The following is a 17383-nucleotide window of genomic DNA, read 5'->3' on the forward strand; positions in this document are numbered from 1 at the left end:
CTGCATGACGGATGCCACAACCCGCTCCGCCGTATCTACATCTTCCCAAGGCTCTCTTGTTGCGCTCCTGCCCTACTGGCAGGTCACTTTTGCCTCTTTTCTGGGCTGGTTTCTGGACGCTTTCGACCAGACAACGCTTATGTTCACCCTCCCCGATATCGCCCATGATTTCGGATGCACGATCGCCGATCTGGGGGCTGTGCTGATGGGACAGTCCATCGGGCGCGCCGTCGGCAATACCGGCTGGGGGTGGCTGGCTGACCGTTATGGTCGCAAGCCTGCTTTCATGCTTGGCGTCGTCTGGTTTGCGGTCTTTTCCGCCATGACAGGCCTCTCCCATCACTTTTATGTGCTGATGGCCGTGCAGTTCCTGTTCGGAATTGGCTTTGGCGGCGAATGGACCGCTTCGGCCGCTCTGCTGATGGAAAGCGTCCCGGCCTGGACACGCCCCATGGCCTCCGCACTCATGATGTCCGGCTATGAAGTCGGCTATTTCGCCGCCGCTGGCGTGCAGGCCCTGATCCTGCCGCATTATGGGTGGCGCGTGTTGTTCTTCATCGGCCTCGCGCCTGCTGCGCTGGCGCTGTTCATCCGGATCGGCGTGCCGGAAAGCCCGGTCTGGCTGCGGACCCACGAAGAGCGTCTGACCAGAAAGCAGCACCACACAGCCCCGCCACCGCGCCCCAAATTCCGTCTGACGGGTGCAGCGCTTCAGGCGATCGCTTTCATGAGCTTTCTCGAATTTCAGAAAGCCGCGATCTACACCTATTACCCGACCATTCTGCGGGGCAGTCACCATCTGACGCAGCAGGCCGTTTTCTGGCCGGTGACGCTTTATTGTCTCGGATCGTTTGGCGGAAAAGTTCTGTGCGGCTGGCTGGCAGAGCGTTTCGGGGAAGTCCGGGTCATGCTCAGCGCGCTGGTCGTCGTGATGCTGACGATCTGGCCGTTCCTGAGCGCACCCACCTGGAACATGCTGCTGATTGCAGCCTTCGTCATGGGTGCGGCGGCTTCGGGGATTTTCGCGCTTGTCCCGCATTATCTGGCACAGCGTTTTCCGTCCGATACCCGCAGCTTCGGTATGGGGCTGGGCTATGCGCTCGGCTCCATCGGGCAGGGCATGGCGCAGAAACTCGTGCCCATGTTCGGCCCAACCATTCTTACACTGCCGCTCTCAGCCGAACTTTTCGTGCTGGGCACCAGTCTCGTGACGGGCGCCATCGCTCTGATCCGCCCGAAGGAACTTCCCGGCGAACATATGTGAGGGCTGTGCGGCGGTCTCTTAAAGAGAGGCCGCCAGCCACTCCGCTGCCCGGATGCCATCAATTCCGGCGGAAAGAATACCGCCAGCATAGCCTGCCCCCTCGCCTGCCGGAAACAACCCGCGCAGGGTTGGGCTTTGGCCGTCACGGTCACGACGCAGCCGGATCGGCGAGGATGTGCGCGTCTCCACGCCTGTCATGATGGCATCATCCATAGAGAAGCCGCGCAACTTCCGTTCAAACTGCGGCAGGGCCTCACGGATGGCATCCGTTACGAAAGCCGGCAGACACAGTGTCAAATCCGTCGGCGTCACACCCGGCTGATAGGACGGCACGACGTCCCCCAACGACGTGGACGGACGCCCCGCCAAAAAATCTCCGACCCGCTGGGCAGGGGCGTTGTAATTGCTGCCCCCCGCGACGAACGCTGCTTTTTCCCACTGTCGCTGAAACGCCATGCCGCCCAGAACGTCGTCCGGGAAATCAAGCTCGGGCTTCACTTCAACAACGATACCGCTGTTCGCATTGCGCTCGGCCCGCGAATACTGGCTCATCCCGTTGGTGACGACCTGCCCTTCCTCGGACGTTGCCGCCACGACCTGCCCGCCGGGGCACATGCAGAACGAATAGACCGCACGGCCATTCGAGGCATGATGAACGAGCTTGTAATCCGCAGCCCCCAGCATCTCATGCCCGGCACTGGCCCCGAAACGGGCTACGTCAATCACGGATTGCGGGTGTTCGATCCGTACGCCGATGGAGAAGGGCTTGGGATCCATTTCCACATGGGCTTCACGCAGCATTTCAAACGTATCACGCGCCGAGTGTCCGACCGCCAGAATGACCCGCTCCGCCGGAAGGGTTTCACCGTTCGACAGATGCAGGCCGCGCAGACGACGCTCCGCGCCCTCGCCCTCCATCTTAAATCCCTCAACACGGGTCTCGAACCGGTATTCGCCGCCCAGACGCTCGATTTCAGCGCGGATGAACATGACCATCGTGACCAGACGGAACGTGCCGATATGGGGTTTGGAGATCGTCAGAATTTCTTCCGGCGCCCCCGCCCGGACGAATTCTTCCAGAACATGCCGCCCCAGATGTCGCTGGTCAGACACACCGGAATAGAGCTTGCCGTCCGAGAACGTCCCGGCTCCGCCCTCGCCGAACTGGACGTTGCTCTCAGGCGTCAGAACGGATTTACGCCACAGGGCGAACGTATCGACCGTCCGTGCCTTCACGTCCTTGCCGCGCTCGATAATGATTGGCTTCAGACCGGCCTGCGCCAGCGTCAGCGCCGCCATGATCCCGCAGGGTCCCGCGCCGATCACGACAGGACGCGGTGCCCCCTCGGGCAAGGTCGCCTCGGGCAGATGATAGGTCGTGTCCGGCGTCGGGCGGATATGCTGATCGCTCGCATGGGCGGCCAGAACCGCAGCCTCGTCCGCGACATCACAGTCCACGTTATAGACCAGCACGATATGGCCGCGTTTGCGGGCATCATAGCCGCGACGCGCCACAGTCAGGCTTTGCAGGTCTTCAGATGGAATGTTCAGACGCGCAAGCACGGCGTCGCGCAGCGCCTCCGCCGCATGATCGAGCGGGAGGCGCAGTTCGGTAATGCGGATCATCAGTGGTGTCCGTTCCCCGAATCATTTCCGGCCTTTCCTGCAACCGGCGGCGCAGGATCGGCATGATGCGTATCGGGTGAGCCTTCCATGATCCGGTCCATGATGGCCATCAGCACGCCCGAGACCACGAAAGCGAGATGGATGCCCACGCTCCATTCCAGAGCGCGCGTCGAGGTCTCATCCACACGGATGAAATCTGCCAGCACATGGATCGCGGACATGGCCACGATCGAGGCCATGAGCTTGATCTTGATGTCCCCGAACGTGACATGCCCGATCCAGCTCGGATAATCCTCATGACTGCGGATATCGAGGCGCGAAACAAAGTTCTCATAGCCCGAGAACATGACGATCAGTAGCAGATTGGCCAGCAGGACCAGATCGATCAGGTCCAAAACGCCAACGAACACATCGTCGAAATCCAGCCCCGTCGCCTTCAGCACCAGTCCGATCAGCTGCTGGAAGAACTTGAACGCCACCAGCAGCAGCCCGATGGTCAGGCCGAAATAGAGCGGTGCGGCAATCCAGCGCGTGGCGAAAAACGCACGCTCCATGAAGCCTTCGGCACGGCCGAAACTGCCGGTGCGTCGGGTGGACTGCGGATCAGGAGAAGGAGAGGAAGTCGTCATGCTTCCTCTCTACGATTTCAGGGGATGTTTCGCCACAGTGTTGTGAATGCTGGGCGTAAATCCCTTACGGTGTGATCTGCGTGCCCAGAACCTTGAGGAACTGCCCGATCCAGGCCGGATGCGCAGGCCATGCCGGACCGGTGACGAACTGGCCGTCCGTCACGGCGCCATCCATCGGGAGGGACTGGTACTCGGCCCCAGCGAGCAGGACTTCCGCACGGCAGGCCGGATAGGCCGAAATCTTCTTACCCTTGATAACGCCCGCCGCTGCCAAAAGCTGCGGACCATGACACACAGCCGCAACCGGCTTGCCGCTTTCAACGAATGCCCGCACCAGATCCAGCACGCTTTCGTCGGTGCTGAGCTGTTCTGGCGCACGTCCACCCGGAATAATCAGTGCGTCGTAAGAATCTGCCGTCACGCCTGCATAGGTCGCATTCAGCGTGAAATTATGGCCGCGCTTTTCGGTGTAGGTCTGATGGCCTTCGAAATCGTGGATCGCCGTAACAACCTGCTCCCCGGCCTTCTTGCCCGGCGAGACCACATCGACCTTGTGCCCGACCAGAAGCAGCATCTGGAACGGCACCATGATTTCGTAATCCTCAACGAAATCACCTGCGATGATGAGAATACGTTTTTCGGCCATCGTTTCCTGTCCTTCTTCACAATCACAGCCCTCGAAGACTGTGGTCATTCTTCACCCTCTAACGACACCACGCTCCGCGCCGTTCGGCAATATCGTCACGTATGGGGATATAGAGATGGGACGGTCGCGTCACATGCGGTAAGGTTAGGCCTTCATTCTTGCAGCACTGGCCTCCATGACTTCAGATCCCCACCACGCCTGCGATCACGACCATCATGACACCGCGTCGCCGCATGATCATGCAGGACACGACCACGCGGACCATGGCCACCACGATCATGACCACGGGGATTGCGACGGGCACAGTCATGGCTTCGGATTCGGCCACCAGCACGTCCATGCACCGGCAAGTTTCGGCGCAGCCTTCGCCATCGGGATCGCCCTGAACACGGCCTATGTCGCCGGAGAAGCGCTGTGGGGCGTCTGGGCGCATTCGATGTCCCTGCTGGCCGATGCAGGGCACAACCTGTCCGACGTATTGGGTCTCGCGGGCGCATGGCTGGCGCAGGTTCTGGCGACCCGCCCTTCGAGCGCACGCTTCACCTATGGCCTGCGCCGCTCCACGATCCTTTCTGCTCTTGCGAATGCCACAATCCTGCTGCTCGTGACTGGCGGTATCGTCTGGGAATCCGTGCTGCGCCTGTTTTCCCACGAGATGGTGCAGGGCGAGATCATCAGCTGGGTCGCGCTGGTCGGGATCGCCGTCAACGCCGTCACAGCCCTGCTGTTCATGAAAGGCGCATCGAGCGACCTCAACATCCGCGGCGCTTTCCTGCACATGGCGGCAGATGCCGTCATGGCGTTTTCGGTCGTCATCGCCGGTCTGCTCATTTCGTTTACGGGCTATACGATCATCGACCCCATCATGAGCCTGATCGTCTCGGCCTCCATCGTCATCGGCACGTGGTCCCTACTCCGCCGTTCGCTGGATCTGGCGCTGGATGCAGTCCCGGCGGGGATCGACCCCGACGCGGTTCAGACGGCACTCTTGTCTGTCGAAGGCGTATCCGGTCTGCATCATCTGCATATCTGGGCCATGAGCACGACCGAAACCGCCCTGACCGTCCATCTTCTCTGCGACCCGGCACATCCCGTTTCTCCGGACCGGATCATCGCGAGCGCCGCCGCGCTGCTGCGGACGCAGTTTGACATCGCCCATCCCACTTTCCAGCTTGAAACACAGCCCTCTGTCTGCGACACGCACCAGCCCTGCTGCTGAGGACGCGTCATGACATCAACCCGCATCAAGGTCGCCCGGGCCTCCATCGCGCTGAGCGTGGTGGTTCTTGCCATCAAATACGCGGCCTATGTGGTCTCGGGCTCCAGCGCCCTGCTTTCGGACGCGATCGAGACCATCCTGAACGTCGTGGCCGCTGTCGGAACGCTCTGGGCGATGTCCGTCGCAGCGCTTCCGGCTGACGACAACCATCCCTACGGTCACGGCAAGGCGGAATATCTGTCCGCCGTTCTCGAAGGCGTTCTAGTTGTTCTGACGGCCGTCGGCATTCTGGTCATCGCCGTTCATGACTGGCGCCATCCCGAACCCATTCGCGCGCCCTTCTCCGGCGTGGCCCTCAACGCACTGGCCGGACTGGTCAATCTCGTCTGGGGCCGCATCCTGATCACGGTCGGGCGCAAACAGGCCTCACAGGCGCTTCAGGCCGCAGGCGAACATGTTGTTTCGGATGTCTGGGCGACCGTGGCACTCGTGATCGGTGTCTCCCTGATCCCGCTGCTCAAATGGGACCGCCTCGACGCCGTGCTGTCCGGACTGGTCGCTCTGAACGTCATGCGCGCCGGCTTCTCCATGATGAAGCATTCCCTGTCCGGCCTGATGGACGAAGCGCCATCCCCCGAGCAGATGGAAGCGGTCAAAGCCGTGATTTCCTCAAGCGCTACCGGCGCGCTGGAAGCCCATGACCTCCGCATCCGCAAGGTCGGCGCCCTGTCCTTCGTGGAGTTCCATCTCGTGGTGCCGAGCGCCCTGACCGTGCATGACGCCCACGAAATCTGCGACCAGATCGAAGCCGCCATCCGCTCCGAACTGGGCCGCGCCTCCATCCACATCCATGTCGAGCCTGAAGACAAGGCCAAACATTCCGGCGTTCTCGTCCTGAGCTGAAGAAGGGAATAGAGAATGAGGACTGTGCGGTTTATGACACAGACCAGAACGGATTCAGCCCCTCGCGCCTCATCGTCGGAGAACCCTTGACCCTCCTCCCGCGTTGGTGGCAGGTGCACATCATCAGCGCACGGGCCTGAACCGGGCGTATCCTCCACAGCCTGACCCTCCTTCCCGGACGTCCGAATATTGGCCGATACACCGCCTCCTTCTCCCGTTGCCGCTGTTCCCGCAGAGCCTCCGGCCACAGATGTGCGTTCCTCTGCCCATGCCATGCGCCGCAAAGACCGCATTCTGCATCTGAAGCGTTCGGCACAAGTAACGACAAACCAGTGGCGCCGCACGGCGGTCTACTGGCTCGGCGCGGTTCTGGTCGGTATCGTGGCTGTGCTGTTCGCGAGAGTAGGCGACTGGGCGGCAGGTGTGCGCCATCAGATCATCGCCTGGCACCCTGCGGCCATGCTGGTCGTGGCCCCGGTCGGACTGGCACTCATCACATGGGCCACACGGACCATCTTCAAGGGCGCACAGGGCTCCGGCATCCCTCAAACAATCGCGACCCTGCACATCGAAAACGTCGCAGTCGTGGACCGCGTGCTGTCCCTCAAGACCTCGCTTGGTAAAATCCTGCTGACCTCGTTCGGCCTGATCTGCGGCGCATCCATCGGGCGTGAAGGCCCGAGCGTGCAGGTTGGTGCGTCCATCATGCACGCCTTCTCGCGCCTGCTGGGACAGTCGAACATCGCCGCGCGGCGCAGCATGATCCTTGCAGGCGGCGCAGCAGGCATGGCTGCGGCGTTCAATACGCCCCTCGCCGGAATCATGTTCGCCATCGAGGAACTCTCCCATTCTTTCGAACAGAAGACCTCGGGCCGCACCCTCACGGTTGTCGTCCTCTCCGGCGTCACGGCCATCGCCCTGATCGGCAACTACACCTATTTCGGCCATGCAGACGTGGACGTTCCTGTCGGCACGGCGTGGATCGCGGTTCTGACCTGCGGCATTCTCGGCGGCCTTGCAGGAGGCAGCTTCTCCGCCATTCTCATCAAAGCCTCACGCGGCATTCCGGGTTGGGTCGGACACTTCGCCGCCACACGTCCGATCGCCTTTGCCGCATCCTGCGGCTTCATACTGGCCCTGATCGGCCTCCTCTCCAAAGGCGCGACCTACGGCACCGGCTACGATCAGGCCAGCGCCATTTTCAACGGGACCGAGCATTATCCGGCCTCGTTCTTCGTCCTCAAATATCTGGCGATGATCGTCTCGTACTGCTCCGGCATCCCCGGCGGCATGTTCGCCCCATCACTCGCCATCGGCGCAGGAATTGGCGGCTGGGTGGAGCAGTTCCTGCCGCACACCACGCCCGGCGCGGTCGTCCTGCTGGGTACGGTGGCGTATTTCTGCGGCATGTCGCAGTCCCCCCTGACCGCAACCATCATCGTCATGGAAATGTGCGACAACCAGCAGGTTACGCTTGCGCTGCTGGCCACGTCCTTTCTGGCGTTCGGTGTGTCAAAAATGATCTGCCCGCATTCGCTCTATAGCTGCCTTGCCGACCGCTTCATGGAAGCGAACGATCGCGGCGCCCATCACAGCCCGCCTTCCTCGGACAAGCACAAACCGGCGCCCTGATTTTTTCAGGAGCGCCGTCCGTCCCGCCTCAGGGTTCGCTCAGCAAAGAGTGCGTCGCCGCGTCCTGTTCTACCGCGCAACGTGCCGCATCGGGCGTCACTGGATGCGCCTGCATTGCCAGCAATTCGCGTCGTGCTGCTGTCAGATCGTCCTGAAGGTCTGGATTGGCCAAAAGCGCATCCATCAGAGATGACGCATTCAGATAACCAGCCTGAACGTCAGATTTCCAATGCGCGCCACAGACGATCCGGCTTTCCCCGAAGACACGGCCACGCTGAAGCAGCGCCGTGGCATGTTCGGGCATCAGATGTGCCAAAAGCAGCGCCATGCCATATCCCGCCGTCGTATGGCCTGAAGGATAGGACGCGTGCAGCCCGAGCCCTTCGGGAGACGTGCAGATCGGCAGATTCGTGCCTACAAAGGGGCGCGTGCGGTGCCAGTATGTTTTGGCTTCGGACGTCCGACGGCCAACGGCATGGCGTATCCGTTCCAGCACCGTCGCCAGATGGGGCGCCTGTGCAAGGTCGAGATCGAACCCTGCCGCACACGAGAAATCCCGAACCAGATGCGCCGGATCCAGATCCGCGTCGCTCTGCGCCAGTTGCCAGCGCGGCGTGTCCTTCAGGGCGCGCGTGGCACGGAACACCCGGTCATCGTCAATCTGCGCCGCGCTGCCTGCCACGGGAGGCGGTGCCAGAACGATCCGCTCGTCCGGTGCGGCACTTTCAGGCAACGCTCCGTTATGCCGCGCTGACGGAGCACAGGCCGAGAGAACAGTCGCACATAAAAGCATGGCAACAGGTAAACGAGTGGCAGAACGCATGGGCCGGAACATCCCGTCAGAGAATAATAACCCATACCCTTAACGACGGCCGCCTCTGACGCGAAGGCTTTTCCGCATGAAGCCCTCATGACAGTATCCAAACTCCAGAGCCCGACAGGATCGCCCCATGACGTCCACTGCGCCCCGCGTCTCCATCCGCTACTGCACCCAGTGCAACTGGCTGCTCCGTTCCGGCTGGATGGCGCAGGAGCTACTATCGACATTCGGTCAGGCTCTGGGCGAAGTCGCGCTGATCCCCGATACCGGAGGCCGTTTCGAAATTCATGTGAACGAAACGCTGATCTGGGAGCGTAAACGCGACGAAGGGTTTCCAGGCCCGAAAGACCTGAAGCAACGCGTGCGGGACATCATCGACCCTGACCGGGACCTCGGACATACCGACCGCCCCTCCACCCAACAGTCCTGATCAGGCCATCGTCTCGAAAGCCTTTTTGACCTGATCGAGACTATAGGGCTTGGGAACGAACAGGCCCCGGATCGGCAGCCGAACCTGATCTGCGGGCATATCCGCAGATGTCAGAATGATTTTCACGGGAGGCCAGCATTTTCGCGCTGTTTCAGCCAGCCTCGGGCCATCATCACCGTCCGGCAGGTGAATGTCGGCAAACAGGTAACGGATTTTCGGATCCATTTCGAGAAATGCAATCGCTTCCAATGTCGAACGGGCGCTGAGGGTCCTGAAACCGGCATTCTCGAAATAGTCTTCCGTCATCATGCGAATAAACACGATGTCTTCAACAATCAGAATTGTGGGCCGCGTGTCAGGGTCCTCCAACATGAAAGATACGGATCTCCAGGCAGTCTCAGAATGTTGCAAGCGACAGGGTCGGGGCAGTCAGATCTGCCCATAAACCCGTTGGAGCATAATGAAGTTCCGTTTTTCCGTGTCGACCCAGTCCGGCTTTGAGAAGACGCACACCAAATCCGGTTCGCTCAGGTGGCGTAACAGGCGGCCCACCGGCCTCCCGCCATATCAAAGACATCACAGCACTTTCACCTGCCCCTGTAATCGTCCAGCTCAAAAATACCTTCCCGTCCGGGACACTCAGGGCGCCGTATTTCATGGCGTTCGTCGCCAGTTCATGCAGCACCATCGAGAAAGATGTCGCCGTATCAGGACCCAATTTGAGAAACGGCCCCGAAATCTCGACACGACTTTCAACGCCCAGCGGCGTCAGCACGCCACCCACCAGACTGGCCAGATCCGTGGACTGCCAGTTCCTTCGCATCAACAGATCATGCGCAGCACTGAGCGCCACAAGACGAGACGTGAACGTTGTGAGTGGTCCCTGATCGTCGACGTTGCGAAACCCCTGATGGGCAAGGCTCTGGACGATGCTGAGCGTATTTTTAAGACGATGCAGAATTTCGTGATTGACGATCTCCTGGCGCACCTCGGCATCCCATTCGTCCAGCGCCGTAAAAATCCGGTCTGCGGCTGTGCGAATGAAGGATGTTTCATCCAGCGTCCAGTCTCGTGGCGTGGCGCTGTGAACGAACAGACACCCCGTCAGTTCGTCATGATCCATTTTCGGGACGACAATCTGCGCTTCCATCTGCAATGCACGACAGGCGTTCTGTTCCTCCTGCATCCAGGGTGGGCTGGAAATATCATCCACAACAAGAACAGCCCCGCTACGCAGGAAATCGGACGTTCTGCGAAACACCCCGAACTGCAAATTCCCCGAAATCGGCGATACATCCGGGCTGCACCATCCGAGATCAATAGTGAAAAGCGCATCACGCACCGCAACAGCGGCAAATCCGACGCGCTGCACATCAAGGCGACCTCCCAGAAGCTGGCACGCTTCTGTAAGAGCCTGTCTACGCGTTGTAGCCATCCTCAGGGCATCCCCGACCGCCAGAAGCGTCATCAGGCGGCTGGTCGCGTTTTTTTCCGGCGTGATATCCTGAATTGTTCCGATCAACCGGATCGGACGCCCGGCCCAGTCCCTGTCCAGCATACCCTGCTGCAGAATCCATCGTTCCTTCCGGTCGGACGCCCGGATGACGCGATATTCAAGCTTCAGAGGCGCCGAGCCGTCCATCAGCTGTGACACAAGGGGGATCCGCTCCCTGTCGTCCTCATGAACCCTCATCGTCCACTGAAGAGCGGTCACGACTTCGGTAACAGGAATCCCAATAATACGGCAGACTTCAGGGGAAACCGTAATGTTCCCACTGACCAGATCATATTCATAAATACCTACGCCACCCGCCGCTACCGCAGCCTGCTGGAGAGCATATTTTTCCCTGGCCTGCCGACGTTCCAAATCCGCTTGCTGCGCCTGAAGGGCTACGCGTTCCCGACGCAGATGCTGTGCTGTCAGGCGCCGTTCCTGTGTGATTGCTTCTCCACGCAGCCCCATCAACCGCATGGCCTGTCGCGCCAGGGCTGCTAGACCTTCACTTTCCTGCTGCGAAAGCCCCTGCGGTCGCGCTTTCAGGTCCATGACACACAGCGTGCCAAAAATCTTGTTCTCAGCAGTGATCAGTGGATATCCGGCATAGAACCGCAATCCTGGCTCTCCACAGACAAGAGCATTTTTTTGCGTTTCAGGGTCCATCATCATATCGGGGATCACTACCGAAACGCCGTGGGCTAAAACCGCCGCACACCCCGAATTGGCCAGCGCGCCGTAAACCTGATCCGTTCCGAAACGGGCCGGAAACCAGAGATGATCCCCATCCAGTATACTGACGAGGGCAATCGGCGCACGACAGAGTGAAGCCGCCGAGACTGCAATATCGTCCAAATCGAGGTCTGAAAAGGCTTCCAGATCTCCATCAATATCCAGCCCGGCAGGTCTTACTCCCAGTGCATCCAATGGTGATACAGCCTCCAGATGTGCCTCCTGAACGAGATTCTACTCTACCTCAGAAAGACGTAGCGCGTTTCCACATTGCCAACAATTAAATCAGCATTTCAGACCACACTGCACCCGGAGTACGGATTACTTCAAGAACCAAATTGATTGATTGTGAAACTTAAGCACCACTAGACAGGTCGATTGCTGCCAGAACCCCATCTTCCGTCCCGAAGACCAGCGCGCCACCCTGCGGCGTAAAGCCCAGCGATGTCACCTTGCCGCGCTTCGTATCCTGTCCCGAGCACAGCGGCAGCACGCGCTGGTCCCCGCCGCCGATTTCCGCCAGAACGACCGTCCCGTCCTCATAGCCGGCAGCGATGATGTCTTCCTTGGGATTAGGGCAGACCGCACTGACAAACAGACCCGGCAGCCGGGCCAGTTCCGCCGGAGCCTTGCCCATCGGGCCGCCACCCGTAAACGGCCACAGGACGATCGCATCCGCCCCGGCCGTCGCAAGCCAGCGCCCGTTACGCGTAAAGCCCATGGACTTCACCTGCTTGGGATAGCCGCTCATACGCATATTGTGCCCGTCCGAGAGGCGCCAGCCATGCAGATCGTTTTCCTGCATGGACGTCACCAGCGCCTCTCCGCCCGGATGGATGGCAATCGCGATATGGCTGCCCTTCCATTCGAACGGCCGCACGCTGTCGACCTTGGCCTGCACGAACCACATCGACACACCATTATAATGTGACGCCGCAATGCGCTTGCCCTTCGCATCGAACACGATACCAGTCACGGTGGAGGGATGCTCCAGCACCTTGAGCGTCTGGTGCCCTTCTGCCGCACGGACTTCGATCTGCTTGCCGCACGAAAACGCCATATGGTCTGTCGTGCTGGCCACACAGTCGATCCAGCGACGGCCTTCATGCAGAGTTTCCATCCGTCCATCGGCAAAGGTCCGGACGAGCTTCCCGTCCTCCCCGCCCGTCAGGAACGAATCCGGCTCGCAGCCCTGAGCCAGACACAACCCGCCATCATGCGCGGCCACGACCGTCCAGCTTTCCGCATCCCGCAGACGGTCCCGCGGAATGAGCACAAGCTCTCCATCCACCGTCAGCGCCGCAAAGCTGCGCCCGTCGCGGGAGGAGACCACATGAACGATCGGGCTCTCGAACCGGCGCTCAGCACCCCGGTCCGTCAGAAGATCCTGCATCATGCCGCAATGCAGCTTTCAAAGCCGCGCCGAAGCTGCGGACGGTTCAGATTGCGCCCAATGAACACCAGACGGGAATCCCGGCTCTCCCCCTCGCGGAACGGGCCGATGAAATCCCCATCTGCCATCATATGCACGGCCTGAAACGCGAAACGGTTCTGTTCACCCTTGAAATGAAGGATGCCCTTAGCCCGCAGAATGTCTGCGCCCTGCTCCTGAAGGATCGCCCCGATCCATGCCTGAAAGCGGGGCTGGTCGATCGGCTCCTTAATGCTCAGGGAAATGCTGGTGATGCCTTCCTCGTGGGAATGATGATCGTTCTCCAGGAAGTCCGGCATCGTCTTGAGGGCGCGCGCCAGATCGAAGCCACCCCGATCCAAAATGTCCGTCAGCTTCACGCCGCCATGCTGCGCCTCATGGATCTGAGCCACGGCGTTGATCTTCTTCAGACGCGCCACGATGTCCTTGCGGCGTTCTTCATCCGCCAGATCGACCTTGTTCAACACGATCACATCCGCGAACGCGATCTGGTTGACGGCTTCGGGGCTTTCGTCCAGCGTTTCCATGACGTTGAATGCATCCACAACCGTCACAACCGCGTCCAGACGCGCCTTCTCGCGGAGGTTCTCGTCCACGAAGAAGGTCTGCGCGACCGGGGCCGGATCAGCCAGTCCGGTCGTCTCGACGATGATGCCGTCAAACCGGTTCCGACGCCGCAGCAGACTACCCAGAATGCGGATCAAATCCCCGCGCACCGTGCAGCAGATGCAGCCGTTGTTCATTTCGAACACTTCCTCGTCAGCATCCACCACGAGGTCATTGTCGATCCCAAGCTCACCGAACTCGTTCACGACAACCGCATATTTACGGCCATGCTCGGCCGTCAGGATATGATTGAGAAGCGTGGTCTTGCCGGCGCCAAGAAAGCCGGTCAGGACCGTCACAGGAACGGTGCCGCTCCGGTCAGACGCAGCAGTCTCGCGAGTAGTATCAGGGGTGCTGGACATAAGGCCTCCGTAATCTGCCTTACGATATAGGCCGGACCCCGCCCGCTTGAAACCCGTTCCGTATCGGCAAGACCCTATAGGCCAGCGCCAGCCCCAGCAACAGGAACCCCCACCCACTCAGCGGCAGGTTCAGGAAGTCCGACGTGGAGGCGATGGGCCATTCCTGAATCAGCACCGCCGCAAACAGACCGATCGCAATCGCATGGCCGTCCCGTCCCGGCCAGATCGCCTTCAGCCATGTCGCAATCATCAAGACGAACAGGATCAGCCCCGGCACCCCGGCATTGACCAGAGCCTGAAGATAATGGTTGTGCGGATGCTGCACACACAGGTCCAGCCACCCCCTCTCGGGCACGGCCTCCGACAGTCCTGGCAGGCCATGAAAGGTGGCCGGGTCCGAGCAGAAATGCCGATAGGCGTCATAGCCTTGCCCGATCCAGGGATGCGCCTGCGCCATCACGACCGCATGGGTATAGATTTCCCCATAAGGCGACTGGCCGAAATGCGTGAGCTGCTGCCGCGCCAGTGTCACGAGATGAAAGAAGCTGCCGGGTGAAAACACCCGCGCCACCAGCACCAGAACCGGCAGCATCGCCGCCGCAGCCAGCGCGGCCGGACGCATCGGCCGATATAACAGCGCGCACACCCCGATCCCCAGAAGCGAAAGTACAAGCGGCATCCGCTGCCCCGCCAGCACCATGATCCCGACAGCCAGAATTGTGGCGGCACACAGCCCGAATGTCCGCATCAGACGGCTTTGCGCCTTTTCCGCCACCGCACAGCCCACCATCAACAACGGCAGGATCAGTCGGGACAATGGTGCAGCAGCGCGTGGATGCTCATACGGCCCCGTCAGCGTTCCGTCATGAAAGCGCGGAATCCCGAACAGATTGCGCCCGAACACGGCCTGAACCAGCATCTGCACGGCAATATAAACCCCGCACGCACAGGTCAGCCACAACACACGCCTGCGCCAGACCACGTCCCGGAGCAGCCAGCAGCCGAGCGCGGCCGCCGCGAGCGGAAAACGGATCGCCAGCAGCGCCTGGCCCAGCGCGCCATGTCCCGGGGACACCCACAGCGTGCACAGAACCTGCCAGCCCCACCAGCAGAACGTGGCGACGACCCAAGGTTCCCGGAGCCAGTCCCATCCCCCCTCACGCCGCCCAATCAGCGAAGAGTGAAGCAGCAGCAGAACAGCCAGAAGATCAAGATCGGCCTCACCTGCCACGCGCACATGCGTCAGGGCCAGAGGCAGGACCAGAGAAGCCCATCGGCCGATCCGGGTCACAGTGGAAGGAGAGAAGCGCATCTTAAGTGGATGGAAGGTTTCGGCTTCGCATGCAACCACTTACAGTCCGAAGCGCTTTTTCGTTACTGTCTATTTCGAGTGGAGACAATCATGGCATCCGACACCATCCTCATCCCCGGCATCGACACGCCCCTTTCCCGCGTCGCTCTTGGCACATGGGCCATCGGCGGCTGGATGTGGGGCGGCCCCGACGATGACAATGGCGTCCGCACCATTCACGCGGCCCTCGACGAAGGAATCAACCTGATCGACACGGCCCCGGTCTATGGCTTTGGCCATTCGGAAGAAGTCGTCGGTCGCGCCCTCGCCGAAAAGCCGAACAAGGCCCATATCGCCACCAAACTTGGTCTGCACTGGGCTGGCGAAGACGAAAAGAACATGAAGGTCTTCCGGGACTCCCGCCCGGCGCGCATCCGCAAGGAAGTTGAAGACTCACTGCGTCGCCTGCGCGTCGAGACGATCGATCTCGAACAGATCCACTGGCCCGACGACAAAACCCCGATCGACGAAAGCGCCCGCGAACTCCAGAAACTTCATCAGGAAGGCAAGATTCGCGCCCTCGGCGTCAGCAATTTCTCGCCCGAACAGATGGATATTTTCCGCGAAGTCGCCCCGATCGCTACGATCCAGCCGCCGCTGAACCTTTTCGAACGGACGATCGAAAAGGACATCCTGCCCTACGCCGAAAAGCACAATGCCGTCATTCTAGCCTACGGTGCCCTGTGTCGCGGCCTGCTGACTGGCAAGATGAGCCGCGACACGACCTTCCCCAAGGATGATCTGCGCTCGAACGATCCGAAATTTCAGGAACCGAACTTTGAGAACTATCTCGCAGCCGTCGAAGACTTCAAAAAACTCGCCGAAAAGCGCGGCAAATCGACCATGGCCTTCGCCGTCCGCTGGGTTCTCGATCAGGGACCGGTCATCGCCCTGTGGGGGGCCCGCAAGCCGGAACAGGTCTCAGGTGTGAAGGACGTCTTCGGCTGGACCCTGACGGACGAAGAAAAGAAAGCCGTGGACGACATTCTGGCCCGTCACGTGCCGAACGCCATCGACCCAACCTTCATGGCCCCGCCTCAGCGGGACTGAATTTTTCAGGACTGCGGCATATGTTGGACAAACGCAATCGCTGCCTGTCGCAGTTCCTGCACCCGGATGCGGGCTGCACCGACATCAAATCGGGCGGCCCGTTCACGTCCTGCTGCGCCCAGCTTTTCCCTCAGACCATCATCCGTCATCAAGCGGCTCAGGGCCTGTTCCAGCGCTCCGGGTTCATCCGGTGCCGCCAGCAATGCTGCTTCTCCAACCAAATCAGACAACGCGCCTACAGGGGACGCTACGACCGCCGCACCACAGCCCATGGCCTCCAAAGCGGTCATGCCAAAAGGCTCCTGCCAGCGGCTCGGCACGACGACAATTTCCGCCTCCGTCATCGCTTCCAGCACAGCCTCATGAGGTCGATACCCCGTCATCATGACACCAGCAGCCGCAGCAAGAGGCCGAAGCTGTTTCAGGTAAGGCGTTTCGGGGGAATCGGGCCCAAACCGATCTGCCCCCATGATAACGGCCCGCCACCCTGGATGACGTACGCGGATATGGTTCCAGGCCCGAACAAACGCATCCACTCCCTTATCCGCCACAACCCGCCCGGCAAACAGAACAATCTTCTCTCTTTCGCGCGGAACCGGCAGCACAGACAGATCGAGACAGTTGGGCTGCACTTCGGTCCGGATCGGTCCGCAGCCTTCCCGAAAACGCTGGACCACCCATTCCGAAACACCACAGACCAGAACATGCCGCGCCAGATCCTGACGTTGCCGAACAGACTGTGCGCCGCGCATGGTGCGGGGATCGTTATGCAGAACCAGACGGACTGGCCCAAACCGTGCCAGAAAACGCGCCAGATCCGGCCGATTGTGAACTTCCGTCAAAACTGGTCGAGACGACCGCATCATAGCGACGCAGGACACACGAAAACGCCATCCATACGAAACAGGAATTCGTGGTATGGTTAATGCTCTATACTGCCCCCCCGGCAAAGACACGCCGACAGTTCCGCTTCCCGCCACAATATCCCCGGCACTGGCGAGCCGACTGACAAGTAGGGAGATGGCCCCAGCATGCCCCGCTTCGTAACGCTCACGTGGCGGAAGAATGGTCAGAATCTGAGCATGAATCGTGTCATATTCGTTCTGAGAAACATTTTGTTGCAGTTTGAACGATTCCTGATTGTTCGACATTTCCAGTTTCTTAACAGAAGCCGAGTCATCTTATC

The 17383-nt window shown here is 60.4% G+C and carries 16 protein-coding genes; 6 read left to right on the forward strand and 10 right to left on the reverse strand.

Annotation, left to right across the window (positions count from 1 at the left end):
* Window positions 1-4 precede the first annotated feature (4 nt).
* On the forward strand, window positions 5-1264 hold the full coding sequence (locus GKO01_RS02320; protein ID WP_099285499.1) for an MFS transporter: 1260 nt from the start codon (window positions 5-7) through the stop codon (window positions 1262-1264).
* 18 nt (window positions 1265-1282) lie between these two features.
* On the opposite strand, the gene GKO01_RS02325 is transcribed toward GKO01_RS02320, so the two are convergent.
* The 3 genes from GKO01_RS02325 to GKO01_RS02335 form a co-directional block, all read right to left on the reverse strand.
* Window positions 1283-2890, reverse strand: a complete 1608-nt coding sequence (locus GKO01_RS02325; protein ID WP_099285500.1) for an NAD(P)/FAD-dependent oxidoreductase — start codon at window positions 2888-2890, stop codon at window positions 1283-1285.
* A complete protein-coding gene (locus GKO01_RS02330) occupies window positions 2890-3519 on the reverse strand; it encodes a TIGR00645 family protein (protein ID WP_099285501.1) in 630 nt (209 codons plus the stop codon). The genes GKO01_RS02325 and GKO01_RS02330 overlap by 1 nt, the downstream gene beginning before the upstream one ends.
* 64 nt (window positions 3520-3583) lie before the next feature.
* Entirely contained in the window at window positions 3584-4165 is a 582-nt protein-coding gene (locus tag GKO01_RS02335; protein ID WP_099285592.1) for a DJ-1/PfpI family protein, read from the reverse strand.
* A 175-nt stretch (window positions 4166-4340) separates the two neighbouring features.
* On the opposite strand from GKO01_RS02335, the gene GKO01_RS02340 reads away from it, so the two are divergent.
* The 3 genes from GKO01_RS02340 (at window position 4341) to GKO01_RS02350 (ending at window position 7919) form a co-directional block, all read left to right on the forward strand.
* Window positions 4341-5384 (forward strand): cation diffusion facilitator family transporter, encoded by a 1044-nt coding sequence (locus tag GKO01_RS02340; RefSeq protein WP_099285502.1) that lies wholly within the window; start codon window positions 4341-4343, stop codon window positions 5382-5384.
* A gap of 9 nt (window positions 5385-5393) precedes the next feature.
* Window positions 5394-6287 carry a cation diffusion facilitator family transporter gene (locus tag GKO01_RS02345; RefSeq protein WP_099285503.1) on the forward strand — a complete coding sequence of 298 codons (894 nt, stop codon included), beginning with the start codon at window positions 5394-5396 and terminating at the stop codon, window positions 6285-6287.
* Between the two features lie 189 nt (window positions 6288-6476).
* Window positions 6477-7919 (forward strand): chloride channel protein, encoded by a 1443-nt coding sequence (locus tag GKO01_RS02350; protein ID WP_373319085.1) that lies wholly within the window; start codon window positions 6477-6479, stop codon window positions 7917-7919.
* A 28-nt stretch (window positions 7920-7947) separates the two neighbouring features.
* On the opposite strand, the gene GKO01_RS02355 is transcribed toward GKO01_RS02350, so the two are convergent.
* Window positions 7948-8742: an acid phosphatase gene (locus GKO01_RS02355; protein WP_099285504.1), complete on the reverse strand. Its 795-nt coding sequence runs from the start codon at window positions 8740-8742 to the stop codon at window positions 7948-7950.
* Between the two features lie 127 nt (window positions 8743-8869).
* Between GKO01_RS02355 and GKO01_RS02360 the strand changes: the two genes are divergently transcribed.
* Window positions 8870-9169 (forward strand): SelT/SelW/SelH family protein, encoded by a 300-nt coding sequence (locus GKO01_RS02360; protein ID WP_099285505.1) that lies wholly within the window; start codon window positions 8870-8872, stop codon window positions 9167-9169.
* On the opposite strand, the gene GKO01_RS02365 is transcribed toward GKO01_RS02360, so the two are convergent.
* The 5 genes from GKO01_RS02365 to GKO01_RS02385 all read right to left on the reverse strand — a co-directional run bounded on the left by GKO01_RS02365 (window position 9170) and on the right by GKO01_RS02385 (window position 15147).
* Window positions 9170-9541: a response regulator gene (locus GKO01_RS02365; protein ID WP_099285506.1), complete on the reverse strand. Its 372-nt coding sequence runs from the start codon at window positions 9539-9541 to the stop codon at window positions 9170-9172.
* A 25-nt stretch (window positions 9542-9566) separates the two neighbouring features.
* The gene (locus tag GKO01_RS02370; protein ID WP_099285507.1) at window positions 9567-11591 is read right to left on the reverse strand and encodes a GAF domain-containing protein; all 2025 of its coding nucleotides are present in this window, start codon (window positions 11589-11591) and stop codon (window positions 9567-9569) included.
* Between the two features lie 160 nt (window positions 11592-11751).
* Window positions 11752-12792, reverse strand: a complete 1041-nt coding sequence (locus tag GKO01_RS02375; protein WP_099285508.1) for a WD40 repeat domain-containing protein — start codon at window positions 12790-12792, stop codon at window positions 11752-11754.
* The gene (locus GKO01_RS02380) at window positions 12789-13796 is read right to left on the reverse strand and encodes a CobW family GTP-binding protein (RefSeq protein ID WP_099285509.1); all 1008 of its coding nucleotides are present in this window, start codon (window positions 13794-13796) and stop codon (window positions 12789-12791) included. Before GKO01_RS02380 ends, GKO01_RS02375 begins: the two co-directional genes overlap by 4 nt.
* A 19-nt stretch (window positions 13797-13815) precedes the next feature.
* Window positions 13816-15147 carry an O-antigen ligase family protein gene (locus GKO01_RS02385; RefSeq protein ID WP_244901285.1) on the reverse strand — a complete coding sequence of 444 codons (1332 nt, stop codon included), beginning with the start codon at window positions 15145-15147 and terminating at the stop codon, window positions 13816-13818.
* A gap of 51 nt (window positions 15148-15198) precedes the next feature.
* On the opposite strand from GKO01_RS02385, the gene GKO01_RS02390 reads away from it, so the two are divergent.
* Complete coding sequence (locus tag GKO01_RS02390) at window positions 15199-16197, forward strand: aldo/keto reductase (protein WP_099285510.1); 999 nt, start codon at window positions 15199-15201, stop codon at window positions 16195-16197.
* Window positions 16198-16202: 5 nt separating this feature from the next.
* On the opposite strand, the gene GKO01_RS02395 is transcribed toward GKO01_RS02390, so the two are convergent.
* Window positions 16203-17348 (reverse strand): glycosyltransferase family 4 protein, encoded by a 1146-nt coding sequence (locus tag GKO01_RS02395; protein ID WP_099285511.1) that lies wholly within the window; start codon window positions 17346-17348, stop codon window positions 16203-16205.
* Window positions 17349-17383 lie beyond the last annotated feature (35 nt).

It is taken from the genome of Gluconobacter kondonii, from assembly GCF_002723995.1.
In the GTDB taxonomy this organism is placed as follows: domain Bacteria; phylum Pseudomonadota; class Alphaproteobacteria; order Acetobacterales; family Acetobacteraceae; genus Gluconobacter; species Gluconobacter kondonii.